Origin of the sequence: Chryseobacterium sp. WLY505, from assembly GCF_030846215.1 — a bacterium.
In the GTDB taxonomy this organism is placed as follows: domain Bacteria; phylum Bacteroidota; class Bacteroidia; order Flavobacteriales; family Weeksellaceae; genus Chryseobacterium.
The window spans coordinates 118700-142973 of record NZ_JAVCWI010000002.1; the positions used below are offsets into that span (position 1 = coordinate 118700).

Genomic DNA, 24274 nt, shown 5'->3' on the forward strand with positions numbered 1-24274 from the left:
TGGATTTTTCTAAAATTAAATATTTAATGTTAAATACTATTAAAGTATATTAAACTTCTGTTCTTCTAAGTGCTTCCAGGTCTATATTTGTGCTATTAATTAAAACTAATACAACACACAGCCATGAAGTCCTTTTATCTTCTGTTCATTTTCTTTTTCGGTTTTTTTTCCGCACAGAAATTAAGAGTAGTGGATTCCCAAAATGGAAACCCTATTCCCAATGCACGAATTATCCTGCAGGATCAGATCATTTACACCAATGAAGATGGTTTTGCTCCAGTAAACTCAGATGCTGTCAATTTTGAAGTCTCTGCTTCGGGTTTTCAAAAACAGAAAATATCCGTATTCAACGTTCAGGTAAAACTTAAACCTGTTTATAAAGATATTGGTGAGATCAAAATCATCGATGTAGATATCAAAAAAATATTTGAAGACATCAATAAAAATTATCATAAAAAATATTATGATGATCCTTCTCTTTATGACGTTGTATACAAGGAAAAAGGTTTTGATAACAATAAACTCTACTTTCTGGTCATTGCAGAAGCTAAGTTCTGGAGTAAAAATAACCAATATAATTTTAAAGATGGTCTACGTAAAAACTATGATGAAATCCTCCAGATGCAGCTGAATAACGTTAAATATCTGAAAAAAGTAAATACTGACAGTATTTTCACGGGAAAAACCAACGAGTTTTCTCATGAATATCTGGGAAACCTCTTCCTGGATTATGAACTTTACAGAACACTCCAGCATTTAAGAATGAAGGATTGTAAATATAACGGAAGGTTGATTTTTGAGGAAGGTGATGAACAGTTGATTACCTTTAAAATAGAGTCGGGAAGGGGAATTCAGATGAAAGGAGAATTTAAATATAATAAAGCAGACAAAGTGATTACTTATTTTGAAACGCATTATTATCAGACAGATTTTCCTACCATGAAGAAAATGACAACAGATGGAAGAGAATTTCAGTACAAACTTGGGGATGCCGCACTGATTTTTGATTTTTATAAGAAAGACGGTCTCTATGTACCTGCATTAACGAAGTTGGAAGGAGACGGTTTTACCGTTTTTTATAAAGATGAGACCCATGTAAGGAAATTCAGCCGTGAAATTATCTATACTACTTTTACCAAAACCGATAAGAAAGGACTTAATCCGAAGGTTGATTTTAATATCAGTATCTGGAATAATGTTCCTCTAAAAGAAGAGAAAGCCGGGACAACACTGCTCTCCAAAGAAGAACACGCGTTTCTCAATGAAAAATAAAGTGTCATTTCTAAAGGCCACAAGACTATCATATTGATGGTCTTTTTTTTATTAATTATAGCTGTTTTCGGAATTTTATTATTTCTTTTGGATGAAAACATTGATTATATAATTGAAAAGCCTCTTTTTTAGGCTTAATTTTTCAGTATCTCCCTAATTTCTTTTATCTTTAAACCAATCAATAAATAGTATGAGGATAAATAGATTTTTTGCAGTGCCTGCAGTAATGCTGGCTGCTCAGTTTTCATGGGCTCAGGTAAAGGTTGACCCAAAAGAAAGGCTTAACCCTATCGTAAAAAGTTTTGTAGATGAAGTAAATAATAATTCCCAGCTGGAAAATCTGGCTTCCGAACTGTTGGATGGGATCGGGCCGCGCCTTGTAGGAACTCCCGAAATGCTGGCCGCAAACGAATGGAGTGCCAATAAACTTCGTTCCTGGGGAGTAGATGCCAATCTTCAACAATTCGGAACATGGAAAGGATGGCAAAGAGGAACCACGCATGTTGATATGACGTACCCGCGCATAAAATCTCTTTCTGCAACACAACTGGCATGGAGTCCGGCTACTAGAAAAGCAATTGAGGCAGAAGTGATTATTCTTCCAAAAGTGTCTTCGAAAGCTGAATTTGATCAATGGCTTCCTTCTGTGAAAGGGAAAATTGTATTGATGGCACAGTATCAGAAGATAGGACGTTCTGATGAGCAGATTAAAGAATTTGCCACTCCTGAATTGTATGAGAAGCTGAAAGCTGAAAAAGATCAGGCGACCAAAGATTTTGCAGCGTATATAAAGAACATCGGATATGACAATAACACGCTTCCGGAAGCGTTGGAAAAGGCGGGAGCGGCAGGTATTGCCATTTCAAACTGGACCGGTATTATGGGAGCTAACAGAATATTTGGAGCGAAAACAACCAAAATTCCAATGATCGATATCGATGTGGAAGACTATGGAATGCTTTACAGAATGGCAGAAAAAGGAACTCAGCCTAAAATCAAAATTGATGCTCAGTCAAAAGTGCTTCCTGAAGCCAAAAGTTTTAATACAATCGGAATGATCAAAGGAAAGGAAAAGCCTGATGAATATGTGATTCTTTCGGCTCATCTTGACTCATGGGATGGAGCGCAGGGAGCTACAGATAATGGAACCGGAACAATTACCATGCTGGAAACCATGAGAATTCTGAAAAAGTATTATCCTAATAACAAGAGAACTATCGTTATCGGACTATGGGGAAGTGAGGAGCAGGGATTAAACGGCTCAAGAGGTTTTGTAGCCGATAATCCTCAGATTATTAAAGGTGTACAGGCTGCCTTTAATCAGGATAACGGAACAGGGCGCGTTGTCAATATCAGCGGGCAGGGATTTGTAAAGGCTTATGATTACGTAGGAAGATGGCTTGATGGCGTTCCAAAAGCAGTACGAGGGCATATTAAAACTGACTTTCCGGGAATGCCTGGCGGAGGAGGTTCTGATCATGCTTCGTTCGTGGCAGCAGGAGTACCGGGAATTTCTTTAGGTTCTCTGAACTGGGGCTATTTTGGATATACCTGGCATACAACGAAAGATACTTATGACAAGATCGTTTTTGATGAGGTTAAAAATAATGTGATTTTAACTGCCGCATTAGCTTATATGGCATCCGAAGATCCTGAATTCAGCAACCGTGAAAAAAGAGTAATGCCTCAGGATGAAAAAGGAGAGACTGTAAAATGGCCGGAAGTAAAAGAGCCTAGAAGAAGCTCTAAAGATTATAAATAGTTTTCTCTATTCGAAGCAATAAAAAAATGATATGATATTCTGATATCATATTCATCTTTGCCGTTATTGGCTAATAACATATATGTAATAATTAATGTTTTAGCCAATGATGGCATTTTTTATTATGAATTTTCTACAACATAAGATGTTGCGGGACTCTAAACCAAGGTAAGCAAGGGATAGATTAAGTATTCTTAATATGAATTATATATTTTAAATAGGATAATAAAAAGTATATTATTTTAATCAGGAATGAATTTCATAATAAATCTATAGAGAACGTGAGTTGATTAAATATTGAATAAACTTTTCCATTTTGCAACGGTATTGCGACTCAACTTAAAATGCAGCGCAAGCTGCGTATTATTAAGATAATTCTTTTTTTTGATATTCAAGAATTTTATAAATCGTTTCTTTATTGTAAGAGCGGTGTGACTGATTAGCCTTAAGGTTTTGGCTATAACTAAATATTATTTTATTAATTTCTATCACATCGAACGACGACAGATTTTTCTTCGCTAAAATTTTTGCACATGCATGTTTTTTCTCCGGATATTTCAGATCGACAAGATCACTGTAAATTTTTTTGTAATCAGGCGTCATTGAGGGAGATTGTTTATAATGATCCATTTGTAATGATGTTGATTTTATCAATTTATAGTCATTTTGGAGTTGTATCTGAAGACCAATAAATACCAGAGTTCATAAACTAACTAAAGAGGCGTCTCAACCAATCATAAGAATGCTTTCAATTTATGAAAATAATAAAGTAAACTGCTTTCGGACTTTACAATAGCTTTATTCTTTAATGCTGCTTATGACTCTAGTATCTGGTCTTGATATCAACTGTTTTTTTAAGCTAATAAAAAGTATATTATGTTTGTGTTTTCCTGTAAAAGTATACTTTCTGTTCTATATGCTGCAAAATTTTAGATACATCATTTATACAGCTTTTTTTCAATAGTAAAAAACTTAAAAAATCTACCATCAATACAGGGTAATTGCTTTTTAAAGTAATGTAGGGGTATTTGCTTGAAACCATGTGTGTTTCATTGTGATGTATGTGTGATGTATGTATTATTTAATACATCGCAAACCTTATTTTATACTTTTACGGCGAAACAAAAAGCAGTATGGAAAAAAAAATTGTATTAACCTTGTTAGTGTTATATTCTATCGGGATTTATTCCCAGGTCGGGATTAATACTATCAGCACTAAAATTACTCTGGATATAGCAGGAAATCCTACACAATCAGCTATAACGGACATTTGTATGGTATCAGGAATTACGGAGGCCCGGCTTAAAACAGAAAAGTATGCTTCTTCGGACCAGGGAGCTTTTGTTCTTGTTACCAACGCTGATATTGCTCCTCCGGTCAGATAGAGAATGTAGCTTCTTCAGGTTGCTTTTTCTTGATGTTAAAGTATAGACAAGCCTGATTGATGGAAATTTCGAAACTACCAGTTTTACCTTTATCAATATCTCTTCTAATGAAAAATTAGAACTCTGGATTCATTTCGATGGTTCTGCTGCTTGTAATGCACAGTCCGATTGATTGTTAAGGAGTTTTGATAGGTCATTAGTATGACTTTTAAAATACATAAACAATGAAAAATTTAATTATAATTTTAGTAGGTACTCTACTGATTTCTTCGTGTGCTGTAAATAACCCTCAAAAAGATATTCCTTATATACCGACAAGGAAATATTTTGTTAAAAATACATTTGATAATAAAGATTTTACTGAAAGAATAATTACTTCACAGGACGAGTTTGATCAGCTTTTTGGAACTGCAACAACGATGGGTGCTAATGGAAAACCAACCCCTATTGATTTTTCAAAAGAAAATGTTCTTGCTCTAATTTATCCCAGAACCAATCTGGAAGTGAAAATCACCCCTGTAAGTCTTCAGGAAAATGAACAGAATATTGTGTATTCTTATAAAGTGCTTGAGGGTACTCCACATGGTTTTATGACTATTCCCAACACCCTTATTATTATTCCCAAAGCCAATTCAAAAAAAATAATTTTTCATAAAATAAAATAATAATAAGGGGAAATATCTCCATATCAATTCAATATAGTATTGACAAAACCATATTTGAATATCCAATATGATCAGAGCGACTATAAAAAGAATATTCCAATTTTTAATGCTGGTCTTTGCCTGTCTGTCTGTTTTCACTGTCTTATTTTCACAAAATTATACTCCAGGGCAAATAGATAATGCATTAATCACTAAATCAGAAAATCTCAGAATAAGAGGACAAAAAAATGAGTTAATTGTTTTAAATCAAAAATATATTACTATTTCAAAAAATCAGAATTATCTGAAAGGGGAGATTTTAGGTTATATTAATATTGCCAATATGTATGCAACCATAGGTGACTATAAAAATTCTTTTTATTATTTACAGAAAGCTGAGAAAAAAATCAAAAAAATTAAGAATGCTTATTTATCTGCAAAACTTTACCAGGAATATGGACAAGTGAATTATGTTATTGGTTTATACATAAAAGCGCTGAAATATAATGCTCAGGCTATTTATTATGCTAAGATGATTTCCGGCCAGAAAGAAAAGGAAATATTATCTGGCATTTATGCAAACAGGGCAGATTTTCTGCATAATATTAAACAGGATGACTCGTCACTTATTTATTTGCATAAAGCATTGAAAATAAAATCAAGTCCTGTAATCAATTCATTAATAGCAGATTATTATATGGTCTATGAAAAAAATACGGATTCTTCTTCCTGTTATTTGAATAATGCCTTAACGTTATTGCAGAAAATGAATTACTGGAATATTCAAAGAGGGCAGACCTATTACTATTACGGTAATTTTCTTAATAAAAACAAAGAACATGAAAAAGCGTTACTGTATTATAAAAAATCTGTTGCCATTCTGGAAAAAACCGGGAGAGTGTATAATATTCCTCAGCTTTATAAAAAAATTTCAAGTACTTACGGGGTTTTAAATGATGAAGCGGAAGAAAAAGAATATCTTGAAAAGTATACTAAACTAAAAGATAGTTTGAACCGGGTCTCCAACGAAAGTGTAAACACATCAATTGATGAAATTATAAAAGAAAAAGAATCAGAAAATATTTCAAAGAAGACTATATTTTTAGTCTATAATATTGTAGTTTTTTGTCTTATTGTAATTTTATTCTTTGTTTATAGCCATTATCAAAAGAATAAAAATATTATAAAGCAGAAGGAACTGGAAACAGATGTGTTAAAGGAAAAGCTCAATCACTCTTGTGATTTTATAATCGATCTTGCTAAAAAAAATGATCCTAATTTTCTCAATAAATTTCAGGAAGTCTATCCGGACTTTGTTAGGGAATTGCTTACCATCAACTCTAATTTGTCAAAATCTGATTTAACTTTTTGTGCAATGATATGGTTGGGGTTTTCATCAAAAGAAATTGCACAATATACTTTTGTGGAACACCGTTCTGTTCAGAATAAAAAGCACAGACTGAGAAAAAAAATAAATATTTCTTCAGATGTTGATCTGTATCTGTTCTTTAAAAATTTATCTGATGAATAGACTGAGAAAGCATGAGATAAGCATATGCTTCTTTTAATTTTAAATATTGGGGTTTAAAGCCTTGTAGAGCCTGTTTTTTTAAATGAAGTATTTTTGATGTAGGTGGTTGTTTGTTGTAAAAATGGTACGATACTATAGTTTTGCATAAAATTTTATAAAATACAATATTAATGATGAAAAAGAAAGTTTTCCTGATCACAAGCATTTTTTGTTCCCTGTACTATCATTCTCAAGTGGGAATTAATACAGCTACTCCTATGAAAGACATGCATGTTAACGGATCTTTACAGATTGTCAATGAACTAAATGTGGGAGGAACGGCTTCTACTGCTGGTTCAGCTGGAATTGCCGGGCAGGTGCTTAAGTCTAATGGCCCAGGTACTGCTCCTTCATGGGAGTCTATTGCCGGTGTTCCCGGTTCTACAGGAACTGTTATTGCTGTAGACGGTAAGTTTTTGGTTGCCCAGGAAATCATAGTACAAATGACTAATGATTTTACGGTTACAGCTGGTTCCAATGGTGGTATTCCGGTTGCTATAGGAAGTTTAAATAATGAAATTGTAGATAATGAAAATCTGTATACAGGTTCACCATCCACTAATTCATTTAAAGTTTCTGCTGATGGAGTATATCAGATAATGATGAATGCACAGTTATCAACAACTAATGATGGTGCTCAACCCTCAATTCCTGTGCTAGGCATATGGGACGATACAATTGGTAGCTGGGTGGCACGTGTTAATGATGTTTATTGGGCAGGATCAAATTCTGGATCCGGAGGTGGACCAAAGCAAACCTACACTCTAATTACCTCGATTCCTATGTTAGCTTCTCATACCTATTCTTTCAGAATGTATAATACAGTGGATGTAACCATCAGATATTTAAGCTCAGGTGCTACAGGATCTGGTCCTGTTACCCAAATGTCTTTAAGAAGATTAAAGTAGAAAGATGGTAGTGTTTAATGATTTATTTCAATTCCTACCTAAAAAACAGACTAATTTTTTAGTCTGTTTTTTAGTGTTTCTATTTTTCATGTATTAATTTTTTACATGAACTTAAATGAATGATAGAGTATATGGGTATTAAAATGATATAATTAGGATGCAAATATTAAGTTGATCTCTCTTAGTTATTTTTATCCGTATACTTTGCGATCCACTTATACAGCGTGGTTTTTGGAATCTTATAATCATTTATTATTTCCAGCTTTGTTTTTTTTCCTGTTTCAATTTGTTCCAGGATAAATTCTATAATTTCCTTGGTGTAGATATTTTTTCTGAATTCAGGTAAAGAAGATTCTTTTTTCCGGGAGGCATTGGTCGAGATTTCCTTTTTAGGAGGAGAAAAGAGTATAAGATGCTGTGAGTAGGCGCGGAAAAAGTCATATTCTAACAGTTTACTCCATCTTAATAACTTGTCAGTTGTCAGATCTTTTTCAAGAAACATTTGTTCAATTTCAGATTCGGTACATTTCATAAAGCTGCATGCTCTTTGCATGTCCAGTGCTTCCTCCTGAAACTTAGCTTTAATAGTACTGCCAATATGTATTTGTTTAAAGTTCAAGATAAATGGTATTATATGATTAAAATTTATTTTCGCACAAATTGTAAAGCCTCAGGACTTCGTTGGGTTGATCTCAAAAAAGACCTGAATGACGCTGATATTATCATAGTACAGACATACAATATTAATTCCTACCTGAGAAGAGAAAAATAAGACTAAAATCTCTTCATCATTTTTGTCTGGTTCAAATTTAGCAATGATTATTTTCCTGTAATCAATTGGTCATACAGCATAAATACATCATTTTCTTATGATCAAAAAAAACTCCCGAAGAACGGGAGTAGCAACTTTGATCAGTAATATAGATCTCTTTAAAATCAAAAATGAAAACTGATTTTTTTATTAAAATTTTTTTAAAAAATTATTTTTTGTAGCATGTATAAAAAGTTTTAAGCGAAATTCTCAATCCGGCAAGAAACTTTTTTTGCTCTGGTTTATAAAACAAACTGTATCAATCAATATTCTTGTGATAAAGTTAGATTTGATATTTCATTTAAGCAAAATTTTACATACATCAATAGTACATCAATGGTACATCATTTGACCTTTTTTAACATATTGATAGGTTTTTTGGGGTATAAAAAACTTTTTTTGATAGAGAAAAAGAAGTTTTATCAGGCTTTAACTAATTTATTTTATTATTTATAGCATTCTAATTAATCAATTTATGATGGTTATAACAGTGATATGTTTTTTATTTTAACGAAAATTAGCAAAGATTTTGTAATTATATATTTTTTTTGTTTAGTTTTATGGAAACGAAATTGTAATGTGTAATGGGGTAAAAAAGTAATCTTATCCCGCCAAACCGTTTTAATGAATTATGATTGATGCCGTTTTTGTCACTTCAAAAACTTATAACCATTCTTATTAAATTTATTATGCAAACACTTAAGCTTACTCAGTTTTCAAAAATATTGCTAAGCATCCTGATGTATCTTTCATTGTCCGGTTTATTTTACTCTCAGACATACACCCCTCAATATATAGATAGTATGCTGTTGAAAGTTAATGAAGATCTAAGAGTAAGTGGTAGAAAGAAAGAAGTGATTGATCTTAATAACAAATTCTGCAATATTAGTAAAAAGCAGGATTATAAAAGGGGTGTGGTACTTTCATATATTAATCTGGGTAATATTTATGCTACCGTCGGAATGTATGACAAAGCGTTCCAGTACCTGCAGTATGCTGAAGAAAATGTTGAAGGAATTGATGATGATTATCTGCGTGCAAAATTATATCAGGAGTATGGTCAGGCTAATTATGTAATAGGTCTATATAAAAAGGCAATTCAGTATAATTCACGATCAATTTATTATGGAGAGCAAATAAAGAATAAGCGCGAGCGGGAAATTTTATCGGTAGTGTATGCGAACAGAGCTGACTTTTTAAGAGAAACCAATTCGGCTGATTCATCTTTAATTTATCTACATAAAGCCTTAGATGTAAAACCTACACCGGTTATCAATTCCACGATTGCTAACCATTATATGCTTTTTGATAAAAATGAGGATTCGGCTCAGGTGTATTTCAACAGAGCATTTTCACTTTTAAAGAAAAGAGATTATCTGGATCCTCAAAGGGCTCTTACTTATTTTTATTACGGGAATTTTTTATCTGAAAAGAAGGATTATACCTCGGCACTATACTACTATATCGAATCAGTAGAAATACTCAAAAAAACCCAGAGAATTTATCAGGTCCCTGTATTATATCAAACGATTGCTAAGACCTATAAAAATTTGCATAATGCCTCAAAAGAAAAAGATTATCTGGAGAGATATGCTCAATTAAATGATAGTCTGGAAAAGGTATGGGATGAATCCATAAATAGTTCTGTCGATAAAATGGCCAGGCAGAAAGAGAAAGATGACAGAGAAAAAAAGAATTCAACCCTATTGTATAACGCTATCGTTTTTGCCTTGTTGGGAATTATTATTGTTGTGTATTATGTATACAATAAAAGAATTGCTAAAAAACGTAAAATTATAGAGGAAAAAGAAGTGGAAACAGAATTTTTAATGAAAAAGATATCTGTTAGTGATGATACACTTATGTCTTTAGCCAAGAAAAATGAACCGTTATTTTTTAATGAATACCAAAGTGCTTATCCTGAATTGATTGAAAGGCTTTTGAAGATTAATCCCAACCTGTCCACCAATGAACTTTCTTTTTGTGCAATGATACAGCTGGGCTTTTCTTCCAAAGAAATTGCTCAATATGGATTCATGCAGCACAGATCCGTACAGACAAAGAAAAACAGATTACGAAAAAAATTACAGATTCCATCCGACGTGGATATATATTTTTTCTTACAAAATTTAAATTCAAAATAATACTTTTAACTGTACCTACGGGTATCCTTACAGCAGCTTATATGAAAATAAAAAGGCTTCCATGAAAAGAAGCCTTTGTGTTATAATTTAAATATGAACTTTCAGTTGTGAAAAGGTAGAAATTGCCGGTTCATACAGAGGATCAGCCAGTTTTCCAAACCCATATTTGCAGAAAATAAATGATAATTCATTGGATCTTGCTGAATCATAATCGGTTTGTGTATCACCAATGTATACGGTGTCTTTGGTGGATAGCTGATTTCTTTCCATGAGAAGCTGTATGTTTTCAGATTTGTTTTTTTGGGTCCGACCATGGGACTCAAAATCAGTAAACAGAGTATGGAATTGATAATAATTTAAAAATGATTCAATATAACCATCCTGACAGTTGCTTACTATGAAAAGGGAATAAGTGTGGGATAGGTTTTTTAAAGTATCTGCTACACCATCATATAAAATCCCACCTTTTAAGTGAAGTCTTTTATTTTCTTCTGCTACAATTTCAGAAAGGATTTCCCTGGCCTGAAGATCTGAAATGCCGGGAGTAATATCTTTTATAATATCATGAGCTAAAAGTCCCATGTATTGATTCATATCTTCAGGTTTTAATTCTTTTTGGAGCAACTTATGGCTGCCTAACACCTCATTCCATATATTGATGATTGTTGCTCTGGAATCCCATAATGTTCCGTCCAGATCGAAAATTAAATTTTTTGTATTCAAAATGACTGATTTGTGGTTTTTAAATAAAGTTACAATTGAAGATTACAAAATCATGCTCAGCTGTACTCTTTTTCTTGCCTCATCTACTTCCGTTACTTTTACACGAACATGCTGATGAAGTTTTACAACCTCATTGACGTCCGATACAAATCCTTCTTTCAGCTGGGAAATATGAACCAATCCGCTTTCTTTGATTCCAAGATCTACGAAACACCCAAAAGCGGTAATATTATTTACGATTCCCGGAAGAATCATACCTGCCTTTAAATCTTTGATGCTTTTAACATTTGGATCGAATTCAAATACTTTTGCTGCTTTTCTTGGATCTAGTCCTGGCTTTTCAAGTTCTTTTAAAATATCCTTAATTCCTAAGATTCCGACTTCACCTGTACTATAGTTATCTGGTTTTATGAGGGCTATTTTTTCTTTATTGGCAATCAGTTCAGTGGTTTTAATACCCAGATCTTTTGCCATTTTCTCTACGATTCCGTACGCTTCCGGATGAACAGCAGAATTATCCAGTGGGTTTTTAGCATTGGTAATTCTTACAAAAGCGGCAGCCTGCTGATAAGCTTTTTCTCCAAGTCGGGGAACTTTTTTAAGTTGTTTTCTGTCTTCAAATGCTCCGTTTTCAGTACGGTAGTTTACAATGTTTTCTGCCATTTTTTCTCCGATTCCGGAAACATAACTTAATAATGATTTGCTGGCAGTATTTAAATTAATTCCCACAGAGTTTACACATTTCATCACAGTGGAATCCAGCTCATTTTTCAGCTGAGTTTGGTCTACGTCATGTTGATACTGTCCAACCCCAATGGATTTCGCATCAATTTTCACCAATTCCGCCAATGGATCAGAAAGCCTTCTTCCGATAGAAACCGCTCCACGCACCGTTACATCGTACGACGGGAATTCATCTCTTGCAATTTTACTTGCAGAATAAACGGATGCTCCTGCTTCTGAAACTACAAAAACCTGCAAAGGTTTATCAAAAGCAATTTTTTTAATGAAGAATTCTGTTTCACGGCTTGCTGTTCCATTACCAATAGAAATTGCTTCGATATTATAAGCATTTACCATAGAACGTATTTTTTTCATAGCCATTCCGCTTTCGTTTTGTGGAGCGTGAGGATAGAGGGTTTCATTGTGTAACAAATCTCCCTTTTCATCCAGGCATACTACTTTACATCCGCTTCGGTATCCCGGATCTATTGCCAGAATTCTTTTCTCTCCTAAAGGTGGGGCAAGAAGGAGCTGGCTTAAGTTTTCAGAGAAAATTTCAATGGCTTTTTTGTCTGCTTTTTCTTTAGCTTCCTGTAAGGCTTCATTGGAAATAGCAGGTTCCAGAAGTCTTTTATAACTATCTTTTATGGCCAGTGCAATTTGTTCAGAACACTCATTATTGGATTTGATAATAGCCTTTTCAATAAAATCAATGGCTTCTTCCTTGTCTATTCCTACATTTGTTTTTACAAAACCTTCTGCTTCTGCTCTCAGCATTGCCAGAAGTCTGTGAGAAGGTGTTCTGCTAAGGCTTTCTTCCCATTCAAAATATTGGGAGAATTTCTGGGCTTCTTCTTCGTCTTTTTTAGCTTTTACAACCTTGGAGTTAACTACTGCTTTGCGCTGAAATAATCTGCGAAGGTTCTTACGGACATACATGTTTTCATTGATCCATTCTGCCATGATATCCCTTGCTCCCTGCAGGGCTTCTTCTTCTGAACTAACTTCATTATTAATGTATTTTGAAGCCAGAGAAAGGATGTCATTACTTTTCTGGCTCATAATGATTTTGGCTAAAGGTTCCAGTCCTTTTTCCTTGGCAGTATCAGCTTTGGTTTTCTTACGTTTTTTAAAAGGCAGATAAAGGTCTTCCAGCTCCTGGATGTCAAAGCTCTCTTCTATTCTCTGTTGAAGTTCGGGAGTTAATGCACTTTGTTCTGCTATCGATTTTAAGATAGATTCTTTTCTTTTAACAATTTCATCAAATTGCTTACTGATTTTTGAGATCTGCTCGATTTGCGTTTCATCAAGGTTCCCCGTTCTGTCTTTTCGGTAACGGGAAATAAAAGGAATGGTGCAGTCTTCAGATAATAATTGTAAAGTATTGTTGATGCTCTTTTCAGAAATATTGAGCTGTTTCTGTATAAATTCTACGGTCGTCATTGTTCTGTTTTCGGATAGCTAAAATAGGGTTTTGGAATGAGAAATAACAAATGCCGAATGAATTAATCTCTTAATTTTTTACTATTATATTATTCTTCTCCATTCACTTTTTGTTTTTGAATTAACTCTATTTTAATTGAATAAGAATTAATATTTAAATATACAGTTGTTCTCATTTCTCTTTTGTACTATTTTTCTATCTATGCTGAATTAAAAACCTAATAACTTATTGATATTAAATATGAAAAAAATATCTATCCTATTCATCTCCTGTTTATCTGTAGTATCTTGTATGTATACTGATTATGAAGAGCCTGAAAAATGTAACTGTGTGATACAGGAATATGAGCGAACTATAACCTTTAAAAATGATCATGATGGAACTTATACAGATTTTGCAGATACAGGATGGGTAGCTAAAGGAGATTCACAGAAAGATAATTCCGCTGACTGTTCCAGAAACGGGACGCAAAGGAATAATGAATTCTCAAGCAGTTATGATTCTCAATACAGATGGGATGTATATCGCAAATGGATGTATGATTGTAAATAATTTGGAGAATTTTATATTTCTTGATATATGTTAAGATAATGCTACGCAGGTTTTTCTATTTTTGTACCCGAAAACAACAAAATTTCAATAAACTTTTTTAAAACAGTTCAATATGAAAAAAATTAGCGTAATTGCATTAGTAGGAGTAGGATTGCTTTTGGCATCATGTGATAAAGGAAAAACAGCAGAAACTGCAGCTACGGCTCAGGAACAAACTGTAGCAGAGAGCAAAGGAGAAACACTGGCAGTAGATACAGTAGGTTCAGTAGTAAACTGGAAAGCTTTCCACAAAGGAGGAATGGCACCTCGTTGGGGAACACTTACAGTGAAGTCTGGAGATATCAGTGTTGATGGAGGACAAGTTGCAGCAGGAAACTTTGTGATTGATATGAACTCTATCAAAGTAGATCCGGCTTCAGTAACAGAAAAAGATAAAAAACCAGCTGATCTTGAGGCGCACTTAAAAAATCCTGATTTCTTTGATGTAGCGAAAAACCCTACTTCAGATTTCAAAATTACAAGTATTACAGATTTGAAAGAAGCACCAAAAGATGCTGTAGCAGGAGCTAATAAAACGGTAAGCGGAAACCTTACTTTATCAGGAAAAACAATGAATGTTACGTTCCCTGCGAAAGTAGAGGTGGCTGAAAATTCAGCAGCGATTCAGGCTAAATTTACTGTAAACAGAGCAGATTGGGGACTTAAATTCGGTACTTCTGAAGCAGATCCGGCAGAATGGATGATCAGTAAAGATATCGAGATTGCAATCGATGTAAAAGCTAAAAAATAAGTTATTTAAACTTTCAAACTTACAAGAGCTGTCTTCACGAAGACAGCTCTTTTTATTTAAAAATCTTTTTTGCTCAAATGGAAAAGAAAATTAATTGACAATCTTGGAGTTCTGAATTCTTACACAATATTCACTTCCCAGATATAAAGGATTTCCGTGCTTCTCAGACCAGAATCCATCCAGTACGTCTTTACTAAGGCAGCGGTATACAGCCACTCCTTTATAGATTTTATGATCTTCCCCTTCGTAGTGGAAGTTGATGACTAAAATATGGTCTTTATAAAATCCTGTCCCGTTTTGCTGATGGTCGCCAATTATCCATTGGGCAATAATGCGGTTGTTTTCATCAATAGTTAAGGTCAATATTCCATGATAAGATGGTTGGGAAGATTCTTCCTGATTACTCCCCTCGATTGAATAGCTTCCTGCAAGATCCTGTACTGTCATTGATTTATTTTTAAGAAGGACAAATGTAAAAAATCTTATTCTGATAAGACTAACAACATCGTAAATGGATCTAAATTTTAAAGTTGTTCCATGTACAAATTAAGCTTTACTTTTGCTGCAAATTAATTTTAGAATGATTTCTTTTCTCCTTATAGCCAATCTGATTACATTTGGTGTCTTTGGTTTTGATAAATGGCAGGCGCAAAAACATCAATGGAGAATTTCTGAGAACACTCTTTTATTATTCTCCCTTTTAGGTGGAATTTTAGGAGCGGCTTCCGGAATGGTCCTATTCAATCATAAAGTTTCCAAAAAATCTTTTCTCATGAAATTTATATTGGTTGTATTGATAGACCTGGTTGTGTTTTATCGATTGATAAGACATTGATATTAAAACTGTTAAAAGTTTTAATATTATGTCGGTTGTTGTGTTTTTTTTATATTTTTACGATACTAATAACAAATAAACAAACAACATGAGAAATCTTAGAAAAATTTCCAGAATTGAAATGAAATCAGTTCAGGGAGGAATTGTTAAAGGAATGGTAAAATGCAAAGATGCAGATACATGTGCCGTAAGATGGGGATGGGCGACCGGATTCTCCAGCAATTGTGCAGAATTTGACATCATATGCGGTGAACCACCCGTGATAGATCCATGCGAAATACAAGCTTGTGTATAAATAACTTAAAGAGTGTTTTTCGGACACTCTTTTTTATTGTCTTGTAAATAAGTATTTTAAACAAATTATTAAATATTTGGATAACTAAATATTTTTTCATTAAAAATCACTACTTTTGCACCCGTAAAAATCTTTTATGCAAAACATTAGAAATATTGCGATTATCGCACACGTTGACCACGGAAAGACGACTTTGGTTGACAAGATCATTCACGCTACCAACATTTTCAGAGAAAATCAGGAGAGTGGGGAGTTAATTATGGATAACAACGATCTTGAAAGAGAAAGAGGGATCACCATCTTATCCAAGAATATTTCTGTTACTTATAAAGACACAAAAATTAACGTAATTGATACTCCTGGTCACGCCGATTTTGGTGGAGAAGTAGAAAGAGTATTGAAAATGGCTGATGGGGTTATTTTGTTGGTGGATGCGTTCGAAGGGCCAATGCCACAAACAAGATTCGTACTTCAGAAAGCATTGGAATTAGGATTGAGACCATTAGTGGTTATCAATAAAGTAGATAAACCAAACTGCCGTCCGGATGAAGTTCATGATAAAGTATTTGATTTGTTCTTCAACCTTGATGCTACCGAAGAACAATTGGATTTCCCTACATTCTATGGATCTTCAAAACAAGGATGGTTCAACACTTCATTAGAGCAAACTGAAGATATTTTGCCACTATTAGATGGTATTTTACAATATGTTCCTGAACCGAAAGTAACAGAAGGAAATCTTCAGATGCAGATCACTTCTCTTGACTTCTCTTCTTTCTTAGGAAGAATTGCAATCGGAAAAGTGACAAGAGGTGAAATTAAAGAATCTCAATGGATCGGTCTTGCTCAGGCAGACGGAAAAATTGTAAAAGGAAAAGTAAAAGAACTTTACGTTTTCGAAGGATTAGGAAAGAAAAAAGTAACTGAAGTACAAGCTGGAGATATCTGTGCTGTAGTAGGTTTTGATGCTTTCCAGATCGGTGATTCTTTCGTTGATCTTGAAAATCCTGAGCCATTGGAAAGAACGGCAATTGATGAGCCTACGCTGAACATGACGTTCTCTATCAACAACTCACCTTTCTTTGGTAAAGATGGTAAATATGTTACTTCTAACCACCTGAAAGAAAGATTAACAAAAGAATTAGAGAAAAACCTTGCCTTAAGAGTTCAGCAAACTGATGATGCAAACACTTTCTTAGTATTCGGTAGAGGTATTCTTCACTTATCAGTTTTGATCGAAACAATGAGAAGAGAAGGATACGAAATGACTATTGGTCAGCCTCAGGTTATCTTCAGAGAAATTGACGGTGAGAAATGCGAGCCTTATGAATCTTTGGTTGTTGACGTTCCTGAAGAATTTGCTTCAAGAGTTATCGACTTGGCAACTCAGAGAAAAGGGGACCTTCACATTATGGAAACTAAAGGTGAAATGCAGCATATGGAATTCGAAATTCCTTCAAGAGGTTTGATCGGATTACGTTCTCAGATGTTGACAGCTACTGCTGGTGAAGCTATCATGGCACACCGTTTCACAGAATACAAGCCTTTCAAAGGTGCGATCCCAGGAAGAAACAATGGAGTTCTGATCAGCAAAACTACAGGTCCTGCTACAGAATATTCTATTGCTAAACTACAGGATAGAGGTAAGTTCTTCGTTGATCCGGGTGAGGAAATCTACACAGGAATGATCATCGGTGAACAAAACAAACCTGGTGACCTAGTAGTAAACATCGTTGAAGCAAAACAGTTGAACAACATGAGAGCTTCAGGAAAAGATAAAGATACTGGTGTTGCTCCGAAAATCTTATTCTCTCTGGAAGAATGTATGGAATACATCCAGGGTGATGAAGCGATTGAGGTAACTCCAAACTTCATCAGAATGAGAAAGAAAATCCTTTCTGAAGAAGAGAGAAAAAGAGTTGAAAGAGGAGCGAAAGCATAATCTAAAATCTTAAAATATAATAAAGCCTCGATTTTCGGGGCTTTTTTTCTATACCAACCCATTAAAATGCTTATTTTGGCATAATAATCTCTGAGAAATAAAAAATAAATTTAAAGTAGTTTTGTGACTATGAGAATGAATAAATTAAAACTTATCGTTTTATTGGGCGTTTTTGCATCTTACACCACCTCATGTTCCGTTCAGAACAATGTTGTAAAAACACCTTCCACAAAGAATCCGACAAAACCAATCAACAATACAAATCCTCCAAAAGTAAATCCGGTAGCGACGAAACCTGCAACAGGAACAGCGGCTTCAACGGAAGAAAATTTCAGAACCAATCTTCCGGAAATCAAAAGAGAATTTCGTGGAGCATGGATTGCCAGTGTTGCCAATATCAACTGGCCTTCAAGAAATGATCTTACAGTAGATCAGCAGAAAGCAGAAGCAATCAGCATGCTTGATATGCTGAAAGACAACAATTTCAATGCTGCTATTTTTCAGATCAGACCTTCAGCAGATGCTCTTTATACAAGTAACATCGAGCCATGGTCTTACTTTCTGACCGGAGAAACAGGAACTGCACCATATCCAAACTATGATCCGCTTCAATTTTGGATTGAAGAAGCTCATAAAAGAGGTCTGGAGCTCCATGTCTGGTTAAACCCTTACCGTGCTCATCATACCAACGGAGGTGCGGTAAATAAGCTGTCAATGGTCAATAAATTATCTGATATTGTTGTAAGGCTAAAGAATGGAATGTACTGGTTTGACCCTGCTAATCCGAAAACACAAGGTCATGTGTCCAATGTGGTGAAAGATATTGTAAAAAGATACGATATTGATGCTGTACATTTCGACGATTATTTCTATCCTTATGCTACTTACAACAAAGGAGCGGATTTTCCTGATAATGCAAGCTGGAATGCTTATGTAAGCAGTGGCGGAACCTTATCCAGAGCAGATTGGAGAAGAGACAACGTGAATAAATTTGTAGAGCGTATTTATAAAGAAATTCACGCAGAAAAAAATAATGTAAGATTCGGGATCAGCCCGTTCGGTATATGGAAACCAGGATATCCGGCAGGAGTTGTAGGATCTTCTCAATATGACGAATTGTATGCAGATGCTAAATTATGGTTAAATAAAGGCTGGGTAGATTATTTCTCACCACAGCTTTACTGGCCTATAGATTCCAAAGGGCAGAGTTTTGAAGGGCTGTTAAGCTGGTGGCAGTCTGAAAATACCATGAACCGTCATTTATGGCCTGGATTGAATACTGTTGAAATAAGAGTATCAGACCGTCCGGCTGAAATCAAAAACCAGATTGCAATTTCCAGAAATATCCTTAAAAATGATGCCGGAGAAATTCACTGGAGCATTGCCGGCTTGACCAAAAATGCCAATATGCTTCCCGCTCTGAAAAACGGACCTTACAGTGAAAAAGCATTAGTGCCGAAATCTCCATGGATTAAAGCTGTTCCCTTGCAGACTCCTACTTTGTTTATTGCTGATAACGGAAGCTTTGCTCAGACAAGCTGGAGTACAAAAAATGCTGCAGATGTCTTTCTATGGGTGCTTTTTACTCAATATAACGGAGTATGGCAAACAGAAATCTTAACGCTGGATACCCTTTCTAAAGACATTCCTAAACTTAAGGACGGCAAAAAACTGAATGCTGTGGCTATCAAAGCCATCGACAGATTAGGAAATGAGAGTGATTATACAGCAAGAAGAATTAAATAGTTAAGGTAAAACCTGCTAAAGAGGTCATTGCGAACTTTTATGTGAAGCAATTTCAGTAATAAATGTAAGAAACCGGTTCCCAGACAGAACCGGTTTTATTTTAGAATAACTATAAATTATTAATTTAAGTCGCTGAATGTCAGTTGGGTTTTAAAGGAGGTTTGAAATTTTTATACAGAATAATAACCTTATCGGAACTGTTTTTGCATGATTCATCCCATAATCACCAAAATATAACATTATGAATACTAAAAGACTTTCCGACAACATGGAAAAGGCACTCAGTGACCAGATGAACAAAGAAATTCACGCATCACACGTTTTTTTATCGTACGGAATTTGGGCTGATGATAAAGGCTATCAGGGTATTGCCAATTTCCTTTACCGCCATGCTCAGGAAGAAAGAAATCACTCAATCAAATTTATGGAATATATTCTGAACAGAGGCGGAAAGCCCAAGGTAGAAGCTATTCCTGCTCCTCCGGCAGATCCGGAAAACCTTACTGCTTGTTTTGACGGTGTTTTTAAGCATGAAGTTGATAATACCACCGCTATCTACAGAATTGCAGACCTTTCTATGGAAGAGAAAGACTGGGCAACATGGAATTTCATGCAGTGGTTTGTTCAGGAACAGATTGAAGAAGAAACATTGGCTCAGAATTTAATTGATAAATTAAAAATTGCCGGTGGTGACAGAGCTACAGATGAATCTTTGTTTACTCTAGATAAAACTTTACAGGAAGCACCGAATGATGTTCCGCTGGCTCAGAGTGCTACGGGAGATAATCCATAAAACAGCCGGTGAAACCAAACCATTTGAAAATCTGTCAGAATACTGGCAGATTTTTTTATTATGAAACTCCCTCAAAAATCACTATCTTTGCACACTCGTAATTCAAGGTTCTGAATTCAATGTTTAAAGTTGAAGATTCCTTGAGTTGCTCCTAAACCTTAAACTTTGAATTTTACAATATGAAATGTGGAATCGTAGGCTTACCGAATGTAGGTAAATCAACTCTTTTTAACTGTCTGAGCAATGCAAAAGCTCAATCAGCAAACTATCCTTTCTGTACTATTGAACCGAACCTTGGAACGGTTTCTGTACCGGATCAGAGATTGTTTGAACTGGAGAAAATCGTAAAACCTGAAAGAGTTTTACCCGCTGTAGTTGAAATTGTTGATATTGCAGGTCTTGTAAAAGGTGCCAGCAAAGGAGAAGGATTGGGGAACCAGTTCTTGGCTAATATCCGTGAGTGTGAAGCGATTATTCATGTTTTAAGATGTTTTGATAACGGAAATATCGTTCACGTAGAAGGTTCAGTAGACCCATTAAGAGATAAAGAAATTATTGATATAGAGCTTCAGCTGAAAGACCTTGAAACCGTAGGAAAAGTAGTTGAAAAAGCTAAAAAATTCATCAAATCTGGGAAGAAAGAAGATATTCTTACTTACGAAACCCTTCAGAATTTACAGAAATTCCTTGAAGATGGTAAAAATGCAAGAGAATTTGCTACTGATGATTTCACGAAATCAATTATCGGAGAAGTTCAGTTGTTGACAAATAAACCGGTTCTTTACGTTTGTAATGTAGATGAGAATTCTATCAAAAACGGAAATGAGTGGATTGCCAAGATTGAAGAAATGGCTAAAGGTGAAGGTGCTGAAGTAGTAGTACTGGCAGCGCAGATCGAAGCAGATATCAATGAGCTTGAAACATTCGAAGAAAGAGAAATTTTCCTTGATGAGCTAGGACTTACCGAACCAGGTGTAAACCGTTTGATCAGAAAGGCTTATGATCTTTTAAAACTTCAGACGTATTTCACAGCCGGAGTAAAAGAAGTAAGAGCCTGGACTATCGGACAGGGATGGACGGCTCCACAAGCTGCGGGAGTAATCCACACAGACTTTGAAAAAGGATTTATCCGTGCTGAAGTAATCAAGTATAATGATTATGTAAATTACGGTTCTGAAGTAAAGGTAAAAGAAGCAGGAAAACTTTCTGTAGAAGGTAAAGAATATATTGTACAGGATGGTGACATCATGCACTTTAGATTCAACGTATAAGAAAAGTATTAAAGTTAGTTATATTAAAAAAGCGCTTCCATGTATTTGGGAGCGTTTTTTGCGTAAAATTAATAATGTAGGCTGCCTGTTTATAGAATAGATACTTAAAATTACTGCTCCCTGAAGTAGAGAGCAGTATTTTTATTTTTAAAGTGGAATACCAATATCAAACCGGCATTTTGGCTCGATACAGGATGGAGAGAAAACTACACAGTTATTGACGATATCTGTACATTTTAACTGTGCCTGTCCAGTTCGGCACTCCGGTTCATAGCATGAAGGATGAATCTGTGCGCAAATACCTTGATGGCTGCATATCATCACACCTCCTTTAATGGTTTTCAACTCTTTTTTATTGAGTTTTTTACCATTATTTACATGTTTATTTCTCATTCGTGAAAGTTTTTATGGTTTAGTTTTTTATTGGCTACAATTCAATACCAGGCTGGCATTGTAATTCTGCACATGCAAAAGAATATTTCTTACAAGTCAGGTCTGGAAGAAGACACATCTCTTTTCCTCCAGTGATTACTCTCAATTGTTTTTTGTTCAGTTTTTTTCCGTGATTTAAATTTTTGTTTTCCATTGGTTTGATTTTTAATGGGTTAGTTTTAACGAAAATAATAAAAATAAATGAGTTATATCACTATGTATAGAAAAAATGGAAAAATTATACTGCATTATCTTTAATATTTGCGATAAATTTTAAATAAAATAAGCTATTACATTGAAATTTTAAACTATTTAGTATAGGTGCTTTTTGAAATTAAAAGAGTTTTAAATTCTGGTGAGCAATCTGTAATCATTTCAAAAAAGGTTGATTGATAAGTTCGTATATTTGAATTTTACAAATCATCTGCGATGGAAAAAGTAGCCCATACCTCACTGGAAGATTTTTATAAAGAGATGGCTGCCAAACTGGGCAAAGATCTTGAAAGTATTTTCCCAAAAGGACTTCACAAAGACATTGGTCATTTTAATGTTTTTGATATTGCCCAAACGATAGAAAGAGCAAAAACTACTTCTGAAATGCCTTATAACAGAAGGAAATACTATAAAATAAGCTTTATAAAGGGAAGAAATAGAGCAGAATACGCAGACAAAATTATTTCAATACAACATAAGGCGTTATTGTTTGCAACCCCTAAAGTTCCCTATCACTGGGTTCCTGAAGACCCGGATCAGTCCGGAAGTTTCTGTGTATTTACGGAAGACTTCTTCATTAAGGATAAATCTTATTACCATCTGGAAGATCTTCCTATTTTTCAGCCAGGTGGAGTTCCTGTTTTTGAAATTGATGACGAGCTTGCAGAAGAGATCGAAAGCCTCTTTAAGAAGATCAAAAAAGAAATAGATTCAGATTATGTATTTAAATATGATCTGATCAGAAACTATGTGTTGGAGCTGATTCACTATGGGCAGAAATTACAGCCGGTATCCAAAATATCAGCATCCAATGATGCTTCTATGAGAGTGGTTTCTTTATTTATAGAGCTGCTGGAGAGACAGTTTCCTATTGAATCGTGGGAACAGAGACTTCAACTGAAAACCGCAAAAGATTATGCAGACAGGTTGGCTGTTCATGTCAATTACTTAAACAAAAGATTAAAGGAAAGCACCGGAAAGACAACCACAGAATTTATTTCCGACCGGGTTATTCAGGAAGCTAAAATACTTTTAAAACAGACGAAATGGAATGTTTCAGAAATATCTTACGCTCTGGGATTTGAGGAGATTGCCCACTTTTCCAATTTCTTTAAAAGAAAAACTACGTTTACCCCATTGGAATTTCGTTCCTGATTTGAATTTTGCAAATTTCAGATTGATTCAAGCAAACACTTCAGTCTGAAAATATCCCAACTTTGTACCATCAAAATAATCAAAATACAATGAACACAAAAACAAATATTGCACTGGTAACCGGAGGAAGCCGTGGATTAGGGAAAAACTCAGCACTTAAAATTGCTCAAAAGGGATTAGATGTTATTATTACCTACAGAAGCAATAAAGAAGAAGCAGAAGCTGTTGTCAATGAGATCAAATCAATGGGAAGGAATGCTGTTGCATTTCAGCTTGACACAAAAGATATTAAGAGCTTTGATACTTTTGTGAAAAACGTAACAGATCACTTGCAGCAAAATACAGGAAGCACTCATATTGACTACCTGATTAATAATGCAGGAACAGCCCTATATTCGCCAATTACAGAAGTAACGGAAGAACAATTGGACGATGTGGTAGACATTCATTTTAAAGGAGTATTTTTCCTGACTCAAAAATTGCTGCCATTCATCAATGATGGAGGAGGAATTATTAATGTCTCTTCAGGGTTGGCGAGATTTGCGACACCGGGATCTTCTATTTATGGGTCGATTAAAGCAGGAGTAGAAATGCTGACGAAATACATGGCTAAAGAATTAGGTTCAAGAAAAATCAAAGCCAATGTCGTAGCGCCGGGAGCTATTGAAACAGATTTTGGCGGCGGAAGAGTAAGGGATAATGAAGAGATCAATGCCATGGTAGCAGGTGCTACAGCACTCGGAAGAGTAGGTCTTCCGGATGATATAGGTGGAGTGGTGGCATTCCTGTGTACAGAAGATGCAAGATGGATCAATGGACAAAGAATTGAAGTTTCAGGAGGAATGTTCCTATAGAACTTTAAAG

General features: G+C 34.8%; 24 protein-coding genes. 17 read left to right on the plus strand and 7 right to left on the minus strand.

From position 1 onward, the window contains the following. Nucleotides 1–123 precede the first annotated feature (123 nt). Both RAH34_RS05950 and RAH34_RS05955 read left to right on the plus strand, forming a co-directional pair. The gene (locus tag RAH34_RS05950; RefSeq protein WP_306595498.1) at nucleotides 124–1272 is read left to right on the plus strand and encodes a carboxypeptidase-like regulatory domain-containing protein; all 1149 of its coding nucleotides are present in this window, start codon (nucleotides 124–126) and stop codon (nucleotides 1270–1272) included. Nucleotides 1273–1462: 190 nt separating this feature from the next. Further along, nucleotides 1463–3034: a M28 family peptidase gene (locus tag RAH34_RS05955; protein WP_306595499.1), complete on the plus strand. Its 1572-nt coding sequence runs from the start codon at nucleotides 1463–1465 to the stop codon at nucleotides 3032–3034. A 366-nt stretch (nucleotides 3035–3400) separates the two neighbouring features. Here the strand turns inward: RAH34_RS05955 and RAH34_RS05960 are convergent, their stop codons facing one another. After that, nucleotides 3401–3664: a helix-turn-helix domain-containing protein gene (locus RAH34_RS05960; protein ID WP_306595500.1), complete on the minus strand. Its 264-nt coding sequence runs from the start codon at nucleotides 3662–3664 to the stop codon at nucleotides 3401–3403. Between the two features lie 503 nt (nucleotides 3665–4167). Here RAH34_RS05960 and RAH34_RS05965 point away from each other — a divergent pair. The 4 genes from RAH34_RS05965 to RAH34_RS05980 all read left to right on the plus strand — a co-directional run bounded on the left by RAH34_RS05965 (nucleotide 4168) and on the right by RAH34_RS05980 (nucleotide 7541). Continuing rightward, the gene (locus RAH34_RS05965; RefSeq protein WP_306595501.1) at nucleotides 4168–4419 is read left to right on the plus strand and encodes a hypothetical protein; all 252 of its coding nucleotides are present in this window, start codon (nucleotides 4168–4170) and stop codon (nucleotides 4417–4419) included. A 224-nt stretch (nucleotides 4420–4643) separates the two neighbouring features. Then, nucleotides 4644–5084 carry a hypothetical protein gene (locus tag RAH34_RS05970; protein ID WP_306595502.1) on the plus strand — a complete coding sequence of 147 codons (441 nt, stop codon included), beginning with the start codon at nucleotides 4644–4646 and terminating at the stop codon, nucleotides 5082–5084. Between the two features lie 67 nt (nucleotides 5085–5151). Continuing rightward, nucleotides 5152–6594 carry a LuxR C-terminal-related transcriptional regulator gene (locus RAH34_RS05975; RefSeq protein ID WP_306595503.1) on the plus strand — a complete coding sequence of 481 codons (1443 nt, stop codon included), beginning with the start codon at nucleotides 5152–5154 and terminating at the stop codon, nucleotides 6592–6594. Nucleotides 6595–6764: 170 nt separating this feature from the next. Next, nucleotides 6765–7541: a hypothetical protein gene (locus tag RAH34_RS05980; RefSeq protein ID WP_306595504.1), complete on the plus strand. Its 777-nt coding sequence runs from the start codon at nucleotides 6765–6767 to the stop codon at nucleotides 7539–7541. A 181-nt stretch (nucleotides 7542–7722) separates the two neighbouring features. On the opposite strand, the gene RAH34_RS05985 is transcribed toward RAH34_RS05980, so the two are convergent. Continuing rightward, nucleotides 7723–8160, minus strand: coding sequence for a transposase (locus tag RAH34_RS05985; RefSeq protein ID WP_114822418.1), 438 nt, complete (start codon nucleotides 8158–8160; stop codon nucleotides 7723–7725). An 881-nt stretch (nucleotides 8161–9041) separates the two neighbouring features. Here RAH34_RS05985 and RAH34_RS05990 point away from each other — a divergent pair. Beyond that, on the plus strand, nucleotides 9042–10496 hold the full coding sequence (locus tag RAH34_RS05990; RefSeq protein ID WP_306595505.1) for a LuxR C-terminal-related transcriptional regulator: 1455 nt from the start codon (nucleotides 9042–9044) through the stop codon (nucleotides 10494–10496). 87 nt (nucleotides 10497–10583) lie between these two features. On the opposite strand, the gene RAH34_RS05995 is transcribed toward RAH34_RS05990, so the two are convergent. Further along, on the minus strand, nucleotides 10584–11219 hold the full coding sequence (locus RAH34_RS05995; RefSeq protein WP_306595506.1) for an HAD family hydrolase: 636 nt from the start codon (nucleotides 11217–11219) through the stop codon (nucleotides 10584–10586). A gap of 42 nt (nucleotides 11220–11261) precedes the next feature. Continuing rightward, a complete protein-coding gene (locus tag RAH34_RS06000) occupies nucleotides 11262–13385 on the minus strand; it encodes a Tex family protein (protein ID WP_306595507.1) in 2124 nt (707 codons plus the stop codon). Nucleotides 13386–13626: 241 nt separating this feature from the next. Between RAH34_RS06000 and RAH34_RS06005 the strand changes: the two genes are divergently transcribed. Continuing rightward, entirely contained in the window at nucleotides 13627–13938 is a 312-nt protein-coding gene (locus RAH34_RS06005) for a hypothetical protein (RefSeq protein ID WP_306595508.1), read from the plus strand. Between the two features lie 112 nt (nucleotides 13939–14050). Continuing rightward, nucleotides 14051–14728 (plus strand): YceI family protein, encoded by a 678-nt coding sequence (locus tag RAH34_RS06010; protein WP_306595509.1) that lies wholly within the window; start codon nucleotides 14051–14053, stop codon nucleotides 14726–14728. Between the two features lie 90 nt (nucleotides 14729–14818). Here RAH34_RS06010 and RAH34_RS06015 read toward each other — a convergent pair whose 3' ends face one another. Then, complete coding sequence (locus RAH34_RS06015; protein WP_114822412.1) at nucleotides 14819–15175, minus strand: hypothetical protein; 357 nt, start codon at nucleotides 15173–15175, stop codon at nucleotides 14819–14821. Nucleotides 15176–15308: 133 nt separating this feature from the next. On the opposite strand from RAH34_RS06015, the gene RAH34_RS06020 reads away from it, so the two are divergent. From RAH34_RS06020 to ychF, 6 genes are all read left to right on the plus strand, one after another. Beyond that, on the plus strand, nucleotides 15309–15563 hold the full coding sequence (locus RAH34_RS06020) for a DUF1294 domain-containing protein (protein WP_306595510.1): 255 nt from the start codon (nucleotides 15309–15311) through the stop codon (nucleotides 15561–15563). An 88-nt stretch (nucleotides 15564–15651) separates the two neighbouring features. Continuing rightward, nucleotides 15652–15858 (plus strand): hypothetical protein, encoded by a 207-nt coding sequence (locus RAH34_RS06025; protein ID WP_114822410.1) that lies wholly within the window; start codon nucleotides 15652–15654, stop codon nucleotides 15856–15858. Between the two features lie 136 nt (nucleotides 15859–15994). Beyond that, on the plus strand, nucleotides 15995–17800 hold the full coding sequence (gene typA / locus RAH34_RS06030) for a translational GTPase TypA (protein ID WP_114822409.1): 1806 nt from the start codon (nucleotides 15995–15997) through the stop codon (nucleotides 17798–17800). Nucleotides 17801–17929: 129 nt separating this feature from the next. Then, nucleotides 17930–19546 carry a glycoside hydrolase family 10 protein gene (locus RAH34_RS06035; protein ID WP_306595511.1) on the plus strand — a complete coding sequence of 539 codons (1617 nt, stop codon included), beginning with the start codon at nucleotides 17930–17932 and terminating at the stop codon, nucleotides 19544–19546. A 241-nt stretch (nucleotides 19547–19787) separates the two neighbouring features. Further along, a complete protein-coding gene (locus RAH34_RS06040; RefSeq protein ID WP_114822407.1) occupies nucleotides 19788–20339 on the plus strand; it encodes a ferritin in 552 nt (183 codons plus the stop codon). A 179-nt stretch (nucleotides 20340–20518) separates the two neighbouring features. After that, nucleotides 20519–21610: a redox-regulated ATPase YchF gene (gene ychF / locus RAH34_RS06045; protein ID WP_306595512.1), complete on the plus strand. Its 1092-nt coding sequence runs from the start codon at nucleotides 20519–20521 to the stop codon at nucleotides 21608–21610. A 147-nt stretch (nucleotides 21611–21757) separates the two neighbouring features. Here the strand turns inward: ychF and RAH34_RS06050 are convergent, their stop codons facing one another. Further along, nucleotides 21758–22003 carry a bacteriocin gene (locus tag RAH34_RS06050; protein WP_306595513.1) on the minus strand — a complete coding sequence of 82 codons (246 nt, stop codon included), beginning with the start codon at nucleotides 22001–22003 and terminating at the stop codon, nucleotides 21758–21760. Between the two features lie 34 nt (nucleotides 22004–22037). Beyond that, a complete protein-coding gene (locus RAH34_RS06055) occupies nucleotides 22038–22196 on the minus strand; it encodes a hypothetical protein (protein ID WP_185144379.1) in 159 nt (52 codons plus the stop codon). Between the two features lie 275 nt (nucleotides 22197–22471). Here RAH34_RS06055 and RAH34_RS06060 point away from each other — a divergent pair, with 275 nt between their 5' ends. Next, nucleotides 22472–23410, plus strand: a complete 939-nt coding sequence (locus RAH34_RS06060; protein ID WP_306595514.1) for an AraC family transcriptional regulator — start codon at nucleotides 22472–22474, stop codon at nucleotides 23408–23410. 89 nt (nucleotides 23411–23499) lie between these two features. Beyond that, nucleotides 23500–24264: an SDR family NAD(P)-dependent oxidoreductase gene (locus RAH34_RS06065; RefSeq protein ID WP_306595515.1), complete on the plus strand. Its 765-nt coding sequence runs from the start codon at nucleotides 23500–23502 to the stop codon at nucleotides 24262–24264. Nucleotides 24265–24274 lie beyond the last annotated feature (10 nt).